Source organism: Streptomyces iconiensis, from assembly GCF_028657195.3.
GTDB classification, from domain to species: Bacteria; Actinomycetota; Actinomycetes; order Streptomycetales; family Streptomycetaceae; genus Streptomyces; species Streptomyces iconiensis.
This window is the reverse complement of the sequence record NZ_JANCPR020000093.1, coordinates 1-13,694: the sequence shown is the minus strand read 5'-3', so window position 1 is coordinate 13,694 and position 13,694 is coordinate 1. Positions and strand designations below refer to the sequence as shown.

Sequence of the window (13,694 nt, the reverse complement as noted above, 5' to 3'; positions counted from 1 at the left end):
GGGGCGGGGGCGGGGGCGCGGGTGCGCGGGGTCACTTTCAGCGTCGCCGCGCTGAGCCTCGCGGGGCTCCCGCCGTTCGCGATCTGGGCGGCCAAGGACGTGCTGCTCGCCGCGGCGCGTACCGAGTCGCCGGGCGCGTACGCCGCCGCTCTGGCCGCATCGGTGGTGGCGGCGGTGTACAGCACCAAGCTCCTGTACGTGGTCTGGCACCGCACGCTCCCCCACAGCACCCCCGCGAAACCGCCCCATCCCTCGCCCGAGCCCGGCCCCGCCTCCAACCCCGTCCCCGGCCCGCCCGCATCGCGGGAAGTGCGGGGCGCCGCGCCCCTGTTGGTGCTGGCCCTGGCCTGCGCCGGGCTCACCGCTGTGGCGTTTCCGCCGCTGCGGGGGGACTTCGTGGGGGGCGGGCAGCCGGTCGAGGGGTGGGAGTTCGCCGCCTCGGGTGCGGGGGCACTGCTCGTGTGCGCTGTGGTGTGGAAGCGGGGCGCCGTCGGGCGCCCGGCACCCGGACCGGTGTCCGGATGGCTCCTCGGGTGGCTGGGGCTTGAGCGCGCCGTCCGTACCGTGCTGGTGGCGCCCACGCTGGGCCTGGCGCGTGCGCTGGCCGCCTTCGACGTGCGGGTGCTGGACCGCGCGCTCGAAGGGGCCGCGCGCGCCGTGCTGCGTACGGCGCGGTTCACGGCAGGCCGCGTGGAGCCGGTCGTGGACGGTGCGGTCGGTGGCCTCGCGGCGGCTTCGCGGGCGCTCGGACGGCGGGCGCTGTGGCCGCAGACGGGCCAGCTGCACCAGTACCTCGCGCAGGCGGTCGCCGCCTGCGTGCTTCTCGCCTTCGTCCTCGTTCTCGTGAGGTGACAGCTCCGTGCTCACACTCCTCGTGCTGCTGCCCGCGGCCGTCGCGGCGCTGCTGCTGTGCGTGCCCAGGAGCGCGCCGCGCGCGCTGTTCCTGTGCGCGTGGACGGCGACGGCGGCGGCCGAACTCGGGCTCGTTCTCGCGGCGTGGGCGGCCGACGGTACGCCGATGGACGACGGGATGCGCTACGAGATCAGCACACGCTGGATTCCCAGCGCGGGTGTCGGCTACCACGTCGGGGTCGACGGGCTGTCCCTTCCCCTCGTCGCGCTCACGTGCGTGCTGTTCCTGGCGTGTGCCGTGTACACATGGCACGAGGGAGGCCGTGGCACGGAGCGGATGCGGGAGTACGCTGCGCTCTTCCTGTTCCTCCAGGCCACCTGCGTAGGGCTGTTCGTCGCGCTGGATCTGATCCTGTTCTTCGTCTTCTTCGATCTCTCGCTGGTCGGGATGTACTTCCTGATCGCGGGCTGGGGCCACAGCGGGGCACGCCGGGCAGCGCTGAAGTTCTTCCTCTACACGTTCACGGGCTCGCTGGCGCTGCTGCTGGGGTTCGTCGGGCTGTACCTCGCCTCCATGCCGCACACCTTCGACATCAGTGAGCTGACGGCCCAGAACCCGCTGTCGGGACGGCCTCTCTACGGGGGCCTGGTGCTGCTCGCGCTCGGTTTCGGGCTGGCGGTGAAGACGCCGGTCTTCCCGTTCCACACCTGGCTGCCTCCCGCGCACACCGAGGCTCCTGCGGCGGGCTCGGCGATCCTGGCGGGAGTCATGCTGAAGATGGGCACCTACGGGTTCCTGCGCATCGCGATGCCCGTCATGCCGGGCGCCTGGCGGGACTTCGCGCTGGTCTTCGTCGTGGTGGGCGTGGTGTCGGTGCTGTACGGGGCGCTGGTGGCGATGGCGCAGACGGACTTCAAACGGATGATCGCGTACACCTCCGTCAACCACATGGGCTACATCCTGCTGGCGCTCGGCGCCGTCGCCGCCGTGACGACGGACCAGCACACGGAGGAGGCCAGACACCTGGCCGTGTCAGGCGCCGTGTTCCAGATGGTGAGCCACGGGCTGCTGACCGGCGGGCTGTTCCTGCTGGCGGGAGTGCTGTACGCGCGGGGACGTACGTACGACATGGGCCTGTACTCCGGGCTCGCCGCAAGGACACCCGTGCTCGCGGGGCTGACCGGGATCGCGGCCTTCGCCTCGCTGGGGCTGCCGGGGTTCTCCGGGTTCGTCGCGGAGTTCCAGATCTTCGCCGGGAGCCTCGGCGCGCGGCCCGTGGCGACGGCGCTCGCGCTGCTGGGGATTCTGCTGACGGCCGCGCTGTTCCTGCGGGCCCTGCACCGCGTCTTCCTCGGCCCGCTGCGGCTCCCCCGGGTCCCCGGCGGAGAAGAAGGGCCCGTACTCCCCGGCCATGAACGGCGGTTCGGTGACATCCGGGCGGCCGAGTCGGTGGCCGTCGTACCGCTGCTCGGGCTCGCCGTCGTGCTGGGGATCGCGCCGCGCTTCGTGCTCGATGTCGTCGAACCCGCCTCCCACGCCGTCCTGCACCTCCTCGCCCGGTGAGCGTGAGCAGCGGAATGGTGAACAGCCTCATGGGGAGCGGAGCGGGGGCCGTGCCGGGGAACGGGATGGCGGGCGGTATGGGCGGCGGGTCCGCGATGGAACCGCTCGCGCTGCTGCCCGAGATGCTGCTCGCCGCCTCGGCCGTGTGCGGGCTGCTGCTCGGCTCGTGGCTGCCGCGTACCCGGCAGTGGCCGGTGGCGGCGCTGGGCGGTGCCGCCTGTGTGGCGGGGCTCGTGGCAACGGCGTTCGGGGCCACGGGAACGGCCGCGTTCGAGGGCGCTTTCGCCGTCGACACGGTCACCGCGACGGCGCGCGTGGTCGTGCTCGGCGGCACGGCGCTGGTGCTGGCGATGGGTGCGGAGGACGTGCGGGGGCATCCGCGCGAGGCGGAGTTCTGGGTGCTGGCACAACTGGCGGCCCTGGGCGCCCTGGTGCTCGCGGGCGCCCGCGATCTGCTGCCGCTGTCGGCCGGGTTCCTGCTGGCGAGCGTGCCCGCCTACGCGCTGGCGGGGTTCCGGAAGGACGGCCGGGGCACGGAGGCCGCGCTCAAGTTCTACGTACTGGGAGCGCTGTTCGGGGTGCTGCTGCTGAGCGGTACGGCGCTGCTGGTCGCCGCAGGACACGGCACCTCGTACGCGGCGCTCGGCGAGGGCCTGGGGGACGCGCCGCACGGCCTGGTCGCCGCGGGGAGCCTGGGGGTGCTGCTGGGGCTGCTGTTCAAGGCCGGGGCCGTGCCCGCGCACTTCTGGGTGCCTGACACGGTGCAGGGCAGCTCGTCACCCGTCGCTGCCCTGGTCACCACGGTGCCCAAGGCGGGCGCGCTCGCGGCGCTGTACCGGCTGGTGGCGGGCCCGCTCGACGGTGCTCCCGTGGCCTGGGACGCGCTGCTGGCCGCCGTGGCGTGCGCCTCGATGACGCTGGGGAACCTCGCGGCGTTCTTCCAGCGCGACGTACGGCGGCTGCTGGCGTACTCGACGGTGAGCCAGATCGGCTACCTACTGGTGCCCGTCGCCGTGGCGGCGCGTACCGAACTGGCCCGCCCCGCACTGCTGTTCTACGTTGCGGCCTACGCGCTGACGAACCTCGGCGCCTTCGCCGTGGTGTGCGCCGTGCCGGGTGCGCGGGGCATCGACGACTACCGGGGCCTGGGAAGGTCGCGGCCCCTGCTGGTGGCCGCGCTGGCGGTCTGCCTGCTGGGCCTGGTGGGGACGCCGCCGACGGCGGTCTTCCTCGGCAAGGTCGGCGTGTTCGGCGCCGCCGTCGACGGCGGCTGGACCTGGCTGGCGGCCGTCACCGCCGTCAACACGGTGGCCTCGCTCTTCTACTACCTCCGCTGGCTGGCCCCCGCGGCCTTCGGCAGTGCGGCGGCCGAACGGGCCGCGGGGGCGGACCCGTTGGCGCACGGCCCGTTGACGCACTGCCCGTCGGCACACCGCCCGTTGGCCACCGCCACGGCGTACACGGCAGCCGCCGCTTCCCTGGCGCTCGGCATCGGCAGCGCACCGGTCCTGGACCTGCTGCGTTGACGTGCTCCCGGAACCGAAGCCGGGGGCCGGCGCCCCCGGACCGGGACCGTTGCGAGCCTGGCAGAGCCGGGCCGGACCGGGCCGGAGCCTCAGCCGCCCTTGGGCAGGGTGCGGTCGAGAAGGGGGAGCAGGCGGTCCCAGTGGCGCTGGAGCGCCGAGGGGTCGAATGCCTCGGTGTCGGCCATCGTGAAGCCGTGGATGGTGTCGGGGTAGATCTCGGAGGTGTGGCCGACACCCGCGTCGTCCAGGGCCTGGGTCAGCTCGCCCATGGACTCGGGGGTCATGTCGCCTTCGGCGAGGCCGAGGTGGACCTGTGCGGTGATCTGGGAGAAGAGGCGGTGCGGGCTGTCCGGCGCGTCGCTGACCAGCGGGCTGGGGTGGAACCCTGCGACCGCGGCCACCTGTTCGGGGTGGGCCGCAGCGGTACGCATCGCCAGAGCGGCGCCCATGCAGTAGCCGATCACCCCGACCGGTCCATCGGCGACCTCGGGCCGGGCCGTGAGGAAGCTGAGGTAGGCGTCGGCGTCACGCAGGGCACGTTCGGGGGTGTGCTCCTGGACCAAGGGCATCACCTGGGCGAAGACCGAGGGCCTGACGTCTTCCCCGATGAACTCGGGAAGTTCGACCACCGGTACCGGGCCCCGCCGGTAGTAGAGGTTGGGGAGGAGTACGTAGTACCCGTGCCCGGCCAGTTCGCGGGCCTTCTCCTCCATTTCGGGCCGCACGCCGAAGGCGTCCATGTACAGCAGCACCCCAGGGTGCCGCTCGCCGCTGTCGGGAAAGGCGGCGAAGGCGTCGGCCTGGCCGTCCGCGGTGGGAATCTGCAGAGTAAGAGTCTTGGTGGGCATGATTGATCATCCTTCCCTGGCCTGTCGCCGGCGCACAAGGGTCGAGATCTCCTAGTGATCAATCCGGCGGCGACCACAGTAACGGGGCATACCGGGATGCCTTCCCCAGGGTGCGTCTCCCGGCGTTCCGTTCCCCGGGCTTCCCCTCCCGGATTCCGTTCCTCCGGGTGGCCGCCGGGGCTTTCCGCAAGAGCCCCGGCAGGGCCCGGGGGTCTGGGCGCTCAGAGCGTCACTTCGGCGAGGACGTTCACCCCGTTCACCCAGCCGACGTCGGCGTTGGCGCAGCGCACCGCGCTTCCCGTGCCGCCGCCGCGCGGGTCGGGCAGCGCGAGCCCGATGCGGTGGCGCCCGTGCGCACCCCGGGGAACCTGGAGGGTTCCGCCTACGGTCGCGACAGGCGCCGGGCGGCCCGCCTCGTCCGTCTCGGCTCCCCCGGACGGCTGCCACGTGCGCCAGTCCGCGCCGGTGTCGGCGTCAGCGACCGTACGCCCCGCGCTGTCCAGGAGTACGAGGCGGACGGGGCGCGGGTGCTTGGGCGGGGAGAAGCCCCGGTTGACCACGTCGGCCTCGGCCCGCAGGCGGCGCCGCGCGCCGGGGTGCCTGTCGTGCCGTACGCGCTGGATCTCCAGGCGGTACCCGAGATGGTCACGCAGGTACTCGAACGGGCTGCGGGTGACCGCCGCGCCCCTGCGGTCGCGGAAGTAGCCGTCGGACACGGGCAGTTGGGCCTCGCGCACCTGGCGTTCCGTGAGCGTGCCGCTCTTCCATGCCGGGATCGTGACGGTCGCGTTGTGGACGAGGGAGAGGGTGTCCCAGCGCAGCGTGTGCAGCCGCCGTGCGCAGGCGACGGGTTCGATGACCTCGTCCCAGGCGTACGGGTCCTCGCTCTGGCCCTTGTCCCAGGGCATCTCGCCGTCCATGACGTGCGTGGCCGACACATCGAGGTAGTCCTGCCAGCCGGGGTTGCCGGGAACGTAGTAGTCCCACTTGCCGCCACCGAGCGTGAGGTAGTCGTTGTGGAAACCGATGTGCTCCAGCGGGCCGTTCGCGGTCACACGGCGGCGCAGCTCGGCGTACCGCATCTGGGTCTCCACACCGTCCGGGAGCGCCTCGGTGAGCGCGGTCATGATCGCGGTGACGGCCTCCGGGTAGTTCTGGTGGTCGTAATGGTTGGGCCCCCACTCGCCCCACGCACCGAGGAAACCGGCCTGCCACACGCTGACGACATCGCTGTTGCGCTCCACCAGAGGTGCGAGCCGGCGGATGTGCCCCTGGATGTCCTGGACGGTGTACCGGCGCGCTGGGCGTACACCGTCGTCGTAGGCGAAGCGCAGCACGGCCGTACAGCCCTTGGTACGCAGGCCGTCGAAGATGTGCTGCATGTTGCGCAGGGCGCTGTCCGGGATGCGGGTCGTGGCGTAGTCGTAGAGGTAGAAGTACAGCTGGGTGACCCCGGCTCCGGGCCCGTAGCGCTCGCGCAGCAGATCCAGGGTGCGGGCCGCGTCGGCCGGGTGGTCGGCCTCGTTGGGCCACGGGCTGGTGAGGTCACGGGCGTTGTACGACATCTCGTAACGGAAGCCCCTGTGCGGGTTGTTCAGCCCGTCGGCGCCGCCGTGATCGTCCCTGCCCAGCCCTCTGCGCCGCTCCCCCGCGCCACCACGGCGGGCCCGCGTACCGTCCCCGTCCACCCGCACGCCGCCGCCGGCCCGCTCCTGCGCCTGCGCCCGGCCGAGACCCGCGGCCGTAGCCGTGGCCGGGACCGCCAGCCCGGCGGCCACCACGGCGCGTCTGCTCCATCCGTGCGCACGCGTCACGACGGCTCCCTCCGTGGAACGCTCACCGGCACCGGAAACAGCGCCCCCGGAACTGGTTGGACAGGGCAACTGTAGGGATTGCGGCGCCTGTTGGGGAGGGTGCGCCTTCTGGGGCCCGCGGCACGGCGGTGGCTGGTCGCGCCGCTGCCGGGTCACCCACGCTGCCGCAGGGCGGCGGCGTCCGCGTCCCGGGCGCGCCACAGATGCACGCCGACCCCGGCGGCCAGCACGACGACGCAGGCCGAGAAGACGAGCCCCGCGTCCCGCAGGCCCAGTGCGGTGCTGAGGGCGCCGACTCCGACGACGGGCAGGGAGATGCCCAGATAGGCGACGACGAACAGCGCGGAGATGGTGCCGCCCCTGTGGTCCTCGGGCGCGCGGGCGCTGACCGCCGTCATGGCCGACCGGAACGCGAGGCCCTGCCCGATGCCGGCGGTGACGGCGCCGGTGACCAGGAGGACGAGCGAGCCGATCAGCAGGGAGAGGCCGACCTGCACCATCCCGGCGACCAGCGCGAGACACCCCAGCGGCAGCGAGAGCACGACGCCTGCCTTTTCCATGAGGAGCTGGCCCACGAGCGAGGCGCAGAAGACGGAGAAGGCCACGGCGCCCGAGGCGGCGAGGCTCTTGATGCCGAGGGTCTCCGAGACGAAGCCCGGCGAGACGGCGGTGAAGAGCCCGAAGACGGCGAACCCGGTGAAGCAGGCCAGCCCTGCCGGTACGAAGACGGGCCGCACCTCGCGTGGCACCTCCATGCCGCGGGGCCGCAGGCGTGGGCGCGGCTCCTGGCGCCGCACGGTCTCGGGCAGCGCGAGGGTGAGCACGCAGGCGACGGCGACCAGCGCGAGGTGGGCGAGAAAGGGCATGCGCAGCGGCCAGGGCACGAACTCAGCGAGCAGCCCGGCCAGCAGCGGTCCGCAGCCGAGCCCGCCCATGTTGGCGGCCGTGGCGAAGAAGCCCGCGCGGGAGCCGCCTCCTCTCGGTGCCAGCTCCAGCACGGCGGCCGTGGCAGCGCCGCTGAAGAGCCCGGCGGCGAACCCGGAGAGCAGCCGCCCGGCGAACAGCCACGGCAGACCGCCGGGCAGTCTGCTCTCCAGCAGGAAGCAGACGGCGCTCGCCGCGGAGAGGCCGAGTGCGAACAGCAGCACGGGCCGCCGCCCGAGCACGTCGGAGAAGTCGCCCGCGACCAGCAGTGCGGCGATGACGCCGACGGCGTAGACGGCGAAGACGACGGTCACCATCAGCTCGGAGAAGCCGAGTTGCTGGCGGTAGAGGCCGTAGAGCGGGGTGGGCAGGGTCGTGCCCGCCATGCCGACGGCGAAGACGAAGGCGGCCGAGCGGTACCAGAAGGCGCTGCCCGGACGGGTGTTCTGGGAATTCACGGCCGCCGACCCTAAACGATCTCTTGTGCGCTCTCTAGGTCCTGGCCCAGGTGTAGCGGACAGCGCCCGCGATGCGGCCGTGCTCGGCGAGCGCGCCGTCCGGCACGAAGACGACCTCGGCCTCGGTGGAGAGCGCGGCCTCCACGGTCTCGTCCACGATGTCGTCGCGCACCTCCCCCGAGTCGTCGTCCGCCGCGTCGTCGGGTACGGGCGTGAGGTGACCGCTCGTCAGCCGGGCCGTCTGCCGGTAGGGCTCCTCCACGACGAGCAGCGCGAGCCGTCCTTCCTGTGCGGCGTTCCACACCTCGTCGAGACCGGCCACGAACTCCTTGCGTCCGCGCGCGTTCCCCAGCCGTTCGACGGCGCCCTCGGCCCGTGCCCGGACGAGCTTCTCGCGGGCCGGCGCGATGGCTTCGTAGACGACGGAGGCGGATGCGTCGGTCAGCCCGCCCTTGGGTACGTAGGCGAGCGCCTTGCGTGCGGCGTGGGTGCCCACGTCCTCCAGCGCGCTGATGCCCTGCGGGAGCCCGGCGACGAGCAGCGGGCGCGGCTCGTTCTCCAGCACCTTGAACAGGTCGGCGTCGACGGCGCGCAGGTGCTGGAGCGCCGCCTCGTCGCGGTAGCCGCTGGGGTAGTCGCCGGTGCGCGGGATGCGCTGGCGTTCGGGAAGTTCCTTGTCCTGCTCGATGGGGAAGCCCTCGCGCCGCTCCTCGACGAGCTGTTCGCCCGAGCCGCTCCACAGCCGTGCCCGCTCCTCGGAGAAGGTCAGTACCCAGTACGGTCTGCTCTGCGCCTTGGCGGCGACGAGGTTGCGGGTGAGGAACGTGTCGCTGATGGTGATCCGCTCGCCGCTGGCCGGGCGCGGCAGGTACCAGAGCTGGTGCTCGCCGGGAGCAGCGAAGACGACGAGGGTGTCGAGCGCGTACACAAGATCCGTTTCCGCCTCCGCCTGCTCCAGCTGCCCGACGACGTCCTGGCGCACCCTCTCGGGCACACCGCTGTCCTCGGAGAGGCGCCGGCTCGCTTCGGCGATCACGTTCCGCAGCCGCACCGGGTCCTGGTCGCGGTCCGGGCGCGTGCGGTGGGTGGGCACGACAAGGGTGACCGCGGGGTAGGAGCGCGGCTCCCGCAGTTCGGCGAGCACGGTGTTGGTCAGATCGTTGGTGCGCATCCGTACCTCGTTCCTGAAGGGGACGGGTGCCGGCTCCTGGAGGAGACGGTTCCTGAAGGAGACGGTGACCGCACCCCCCAGCATCCCGCTCCCTGGCGGCCTCCGCACGTCGGATGACGGCCGAACACACGGAGAGCTGGGCGAACCGGCCACGGCCGTGAGCGGGGCCCGAAGCACGAATGATCAACTCATGGGGCGTGAGTGTAGGTTGAGGCGCACGGCCATGAGGCCGCCGGGGTGTGGTCAATCGTGCGGGCGTTGCCTTGGACGGGCGGTCCGTATGCCGACGGGTGAGGGAGATACGGGCATGTGGGGTGCGGGCACGCTGCTCGGCGGGCGTTACGCGTTGCTGGAAAGGATCGGCAGCGGTGCCATGGGCGAGGTCTGGCGTGCTGAGGACCAGGTGCTCGAACGCCGGGTCGCCCTCAAGATGCTGCTCCCCTCACGGCTCGACGACGACGAGTTCCTGCTGCGCTTCCGCCGTGAGGCCAAGGTCCTCGCGGCGGTGGATCACCCGGGCGTCGTCGGTATCCATGACTACGGTCAGCACGAGTTCGGGCGCGGCGAGAACGGCGGCCCCGGGACGGACGCGGCGTACATCGTGATGGAGCTGGTCGAAGGGCAGTCGCTGTACGAGCTGCGCAGGGAACACGGGCCGGTGCCGCCGCCCCGGGCCCTCGATCTTGTCGCCCAGGCGTGCGACGCGCTGTACGCCGTCCACCAGTGCGGGGTCATGCACCGCGACGTCAAACCGTCCAACCTGATGCTCCGCCGCGACGGCCGGGTGGCGGTGACCGATTTCGGCATCGCCGGTATCAGGGCCGGCACGAACCTCACCCAGAGCAACCAGTCGCTCGGCACCCCGGTCTACATGGCCCCCGAGCAGGCCCAGGGCCCCCCGTCCGTCACGCCGGAGTCCGACCTCTATTCCCTCGGCGTGGTCTGCTACGAACTGCTCACAGGCGCACCGCCCTTCACCGGCGCCTCAGCGGTCGAAGTCGCCCTCCAGCACATCCAGGCCCCGGTACCCGACCTTCCCGCCGATATCCCGGGCCCGATACGCGCCTTCGTGGCCCAGGCGCTCGCGAAGGACCCCGGGGACCGTTACGACAACGCGGCCGTGATGGCAGCCGCGGCACGGCGTGCGGCGGCGGGCGAACTGCCGGGCTTCCAGGGCGGTCCTGGGCCGGGCACCGCTTCGCTGCCGGAACCCGCACCCGGAGCAGCGATGGCGGCCACCGGCATCGGCACCGGCACCGGCACCGGCCACAGGGCCACGAAGCGCGGGGCTTCACCCAAGGCGGGCACGGGAGGCGACGAGACCGGGTCGGAGCCGGACGCCGCGCGCCGCAAACGGCGTCGCACGGTGGCCGCGGTCGCGGTCGCAGTCGTCCTCGTGCTCGTGGGTACGGGCGTGCTTCTCGTGTCGAAGCCCTGGGAGTCCGCCGAGAAGCCCCCGCCGTCCGTACCCGTGGCCAAGGACGGCAAGGACGGGCAGGACGGAAAGGACGGGCGGGAGAGCAAGGACGGTACGGACGGCAAGGACGGGAAAGAGGGCAAGGACGGCAAGGACGGCAAGGACGGGAACAGCGCCGGGGACCCGGTTCAGGGCGGGCCGGGCGAGGGCTGGAAGAAGCGCGGCATCATCCAGAGCCAGAACCTCACGTCCCGGGAACGGTTCGTGATGCTGGACATCAACGGTGACAGCAAGGCCGAGCTCGTCGGTATCGACAAGGACCAGAAGTTCGCGTTCTGGTGGAACGACGGAGCCTCGGACAAACAGAGCTGGATCCGCGGCCTGGGCAAGAACTCCTACGTCCCCGACCCCGGCACGGCCGGTGACGCTCTGCACTTCGCGGACCTTGACGGGGACGGCATGCCTGACTGCGTGACGGTCAACCGCGCCGGCCGGATGACCGTCCGCACCGCGAACATGGAGAAACCGTCCGGTGAGCGCATGTGCATGACCCCTTACGACGGCGCCGGGGCGCCCGGCCCCGGGGGAAACCCCCTGCCCGTGGAACCGTCCACGCGGGTCGAGTTCGCCGATGTCACAGGGGACGGGCACAGCGATCTCCTCCTGATGGACCGGAGCAGCAAGACAACCGTCTACTACAACCGGGGCTTCAAGAACGGCCGGAAGTCCCTGGACTGGTCCTCACCCACGGAGATCCCCAGCCCGGCACACGGCAGCGACATCCGGTTCGCCGACCTCAACGGGGACAAGCGCGCGGAACCGGTTCTCATCACGAAGGGGGGCGGCGTGCGCGCCTGGATCAACAAGGGCGCCACAGCGTCGGGCGTCAAGCTCGTCGACATCGGGGAGATCGCAGCCGACTCGGGCATCCCCCCGAAGGCGATCCACCTGGCCGACGTCGACGGGGACCACAAAGCCGACTTCCTCCACACCACCTCGACCGGCGTCGTCCACGCCTGGACCAGCAGCCGGAAACTGGAGTGACTCGCGGCGCGTCCAGCCCCGCCCTCACGGAAGAAGAGCGCCGGCCGTTCGGCGTCCGTTGCCGATCCGAGCGAGGCGGTGTACGCATACGGTCTCAAGGGCGGAGAACCGCCTTGACGACCCCGCCCGTGCGGTGGTCGAACTCCCCGTAGAGCGAAGACGCCTGGTCAAGCGTCCCGTGATGGGTCACAACACGCTGCGGCTCGGCGCGGCCCGCGAGGATCATGTCGCGCAGCAACGCGGTGTAGCGCCGGTCGTGTGTGCGGCCGAAGCCCACGCTGATGCCCTTGTCGAACAGCGTCGCCCACGGCACCCGCAGCGATCCGTCGCCGTGCCCGTTCCGTGCGGGGTCCTCGTCCCTGGCGGCGAAGACCCCGGCGACGCCGATGCCACCGGTGGGGTTGACCAGCCTCGCAAGGTCGTGGATGACCTGCCGGGGATCCTCGTGCCCAGGGTGGCGTCTGCTGTCGGCCTGGAAGCCGACGGCGTCGATGCCGCGCTGGACGCCGTCCATGCTCTCCTCGCCAGGCGGCAGCCCGCGCTCCTTGCGGTGTGCCCTGATGAGATCACCGGGGTCGCCCTCCGTGAAGTCGACCGGTACGGCTCCATACCCCTCGGCGACGGCGAGCCGCTCGGCCACACGGTCCACGACATACACCTCGGCCGCACCCCTGAGCAGCGCCGAGTGCGCGGCGAGCAGCCCGACGGTGCCGGCGCCGAAGACGGCGACGCTGTCGCCCGGGCGCACCCCGGCCAGTTCCGTGGCATGCCAGCCGGTCACGAACGCGTCGGCAAGCAGCACGAAGGCGTCCTCGTACGCGTCACCCGGCTCGCCGGGCAGCGGCACACAGTTGGCGTCGGCGAACGGCACCCGCAGCAGTTCGGCCTGCGCGCCCCGGTACGGGCCCATGCCCGCGTACCCGTACGCGGCGCCGAAGGCGCCGGGACGTACGCGTGTACAGGCCGCGGTCAGCCGGCGTGCGCAGTTGCCGCACACACCGCAGTACAGGTGCGTGGGCAGCACGACCCTGTCCCCCACGGAAACCGCGGTCACCGCGTCTCCCGCGCGCTCGACGACCCCGACGGGCTCGTGCCCGAGCACCAGGCCGGGTTCCGCGCCGATACGGCCGTCGTACATGTGCAGGTCCGTGCCGCAGACGGCCGAGGAGGTGACGCGTACGACGACGTCGGTGGGCCGCTCCAGCTCGGGGTCGGGCACTTCGCGTACGGACACCGCGCGCGTGCCCTCGAAAACCACGGCTCTCATCCTCGGCTCCCCTCGATGGGTGCGTGGGACTCATGGTCCGCCGGGTCAGCGACACCCGCACGCGCGGCCCGGGCAGGCCCGAGCCTCACGGGATGCCGCGCGGGGCCGCCGGACGTAGCCTGGCAGAACGGTGTGCGACGGCCCGCGCGTGCCCTCCCGGGCCCGGGGAAGGAGCGACTTGTGAAGTCCGATACCCACCCCACCTACCGCCAGGTGGTCTTCAGGGACCAGTCGGCCGGATACGCGTTCCTCACCCGGTCGACGGCCACCAGCGACGAGACGATCGAGTGGGACGACGGGCAGACGTACCCCGTCATCGACGTGGAGATCTCCTCCGAGAGCCACCCCTTCTACACGGGCAAGGCCCGCGTCGTGGACTCGGAGGGGCAGATCGCCAAGTTCCGCCGGCGCTACGAGAGCCCGACGCCCGACCGCCTCCTCCACGCCGCCCCCGACAGCGAGCCCACCCCCGAAGACCTCGTTCTCGCCTCGGGCCGCGATGTGACCGAGGCCAACCTCGAATGGGCCCGTCGGCGGATCGCAGAGGAAGGCGGCAGGGCCGCGCTGGAACGCGAACTGCCGTAGACACCACGCGAGGCCAAGGACCGTGAAGACCGACGTCACCTTCCCCAGCAACGGCCTGACCCTGGCCGGACACCTGTACGTCCCCGACGGCCATCTCACAGGCGAACGCCTTCCCGCGCTCGTGATCGGGCACCCCACGACGGGAGTGAAGGAGCAGACCCCCGCCCTCACTCCAAGGTTGCTCCCGATACGGCCGGGGGGAGTCCTAGAGGGGGGCGAAGCCC

Annotated in this window: 8 protein-coding genes and 3 pseudogenes; 6 read left to right on the top strand and 5 right to left on the bottom strand. The window is 72.1% G+C overall.

Annotated elements, in window-relative coordinates; translation table 11 throughout:
* From NMN56_RS42410 to NMN56_RS42400, 3 genes and pseudogenes are all read left to right on the top strand, one after another.
* Positions 1–852 (top strand): annotated as a pseudogene (locus tag NMN56_RS42410) (NADH-quinone oxidoreductase subunit L); the annotation flags it as partial.
* Between the two features lie 7 nt (positions 853–859).
* Positions 860–2,416, top strand: a complete 1,557-nt coding sequence (locus NMN56_RS42405) for a complex I subunit 4 family protein (protein WP_274041510.1) — start codon at positions 860–862, stop codon at positions 2,414–2,416.
* A 65-nt stretch (positions 2,417–2,481) separates the two neighbouring features.
* The gene (locus tag NMN56_RS42400) at positions 2,482–3,942 is read left to right on the top strand and encodes an NADH-quinone oxidoreductase subunit N (protein WP_430542851.1); all 1,461 of its coding nucleotides are present in this window, start codon (positions 2,482–2,484) and stop codon (positions 3,940–3,942) included.
* A gap of 89 nt (positions 3,943–4,031) precedes the next feature.
* Here NMN56_RS42400 and NMN56_RS42395 read toward each other — a convergent pair whose 3' ends face one another.
* The 4 genes from NMN56_RS42395 to NMN56_RS42380 form a co-directional block, all read right to left on the bottom strand.
* A complete protein-coding gene (locus NMN56_RS42395) occupies positions 4,032–4,790 on the bottom strand; it encodes a dienelactone hydrolase family protein (RefSeq protein WP_274041511.1) in 759 nt (252 codons plus the stop codon).
* 221 nt (positions 4,791–5,011) lie between these two features.
* The gene (locus NMN56_RS42390; protein WP_274041512.1) at positions 5,012–6,604 is read right to left on the bottom strand and encodes a DUF4874 domain-containing protein; all 1,593 of its coding nucleotides are present in this window, start codon (positions 6,602–6,604) and stop codon (positions 5,012–5,014) included.
* 152 nt (positions 6,605–6,756) lie between these two features.
* Positions 6,757–7,986: an MFS transporter gene (locus NMN56_RS42385; RefSeq protein WP_274041513.1), complete on the bottom strand. Its 1,230-nt coding sequence runs from the start codon at positions 7,984–7,986 to the stop codon at positions 6,757–6,759.
* 34 nt (positions 7,987–8,020) lie between these two features.
* Complete coding sequence (locus tag NMN56_RS42380) at positions 8,021–9,241, bottom strand: baeRF3 domain-containing protein (protein WP_347178922.1); 1,221 nt, start codon at positions 9,239–9,241, stop codon at positions 8,021–8,023.
* 223 nt (positions 9,242–9,464) lie between these two features.
* Between NMN56_RS42380 and NMN56_RS42375 the strand changes: the two genes are divergently transcribed.
* Positions 9,465–11,618 carry a protein kinase domain-containing protein gene (locus NMN56_RS42375; RefSeq protein ID WP_280842703.1) on the top strand — a complete coding sequence of 718 codons (2,154 nt, stop codon included), beginning with the start codon at positions 9,465–9,467 and terminating at the stop codon, positions 11,616–11,618.
* Between the two features lie 94 nt (positions 11,619–11,712).
* Here the strand turns inward: NMN56_RS42375 and NMN56_RS42370 are convergent, their stop codons facing one another.
* Entirely contained in the window at positions 11,713–12,885 is a 1,173-nt protein-coding gene (locus tag NMN56_RS42370; RefSeq protein ID WP_274041515.1) for a glutathione-independent formaldehyde dehydrogenase, read from the bottom strand.
* A 180-nt stretch (positions 12,886–13,065) separates the two neighbouring features.
* On the opposite strand from NMN56_RS42370, the pseudogene NMN56_RS42365 reads away from it, so the two are divergent.
* Both NMN56_RS42365 and NMN56_RS42360 read left to right on the top strand, forming a co-directional pair.
* A pseudogene (locus NMN56_RS42365) lies at positions 13,066–13,299 on the top strand (type B 50S ribosomal protein L31); the annotation flags it as partial.
* A gap of 193 nt (positions 13,300–13,492) precedes the next feature.
* Positions 13,493–13,694, top strand: a pseudogene (locus NMN56_RS42360) (hypothetical protein); the annotation flags it as partial.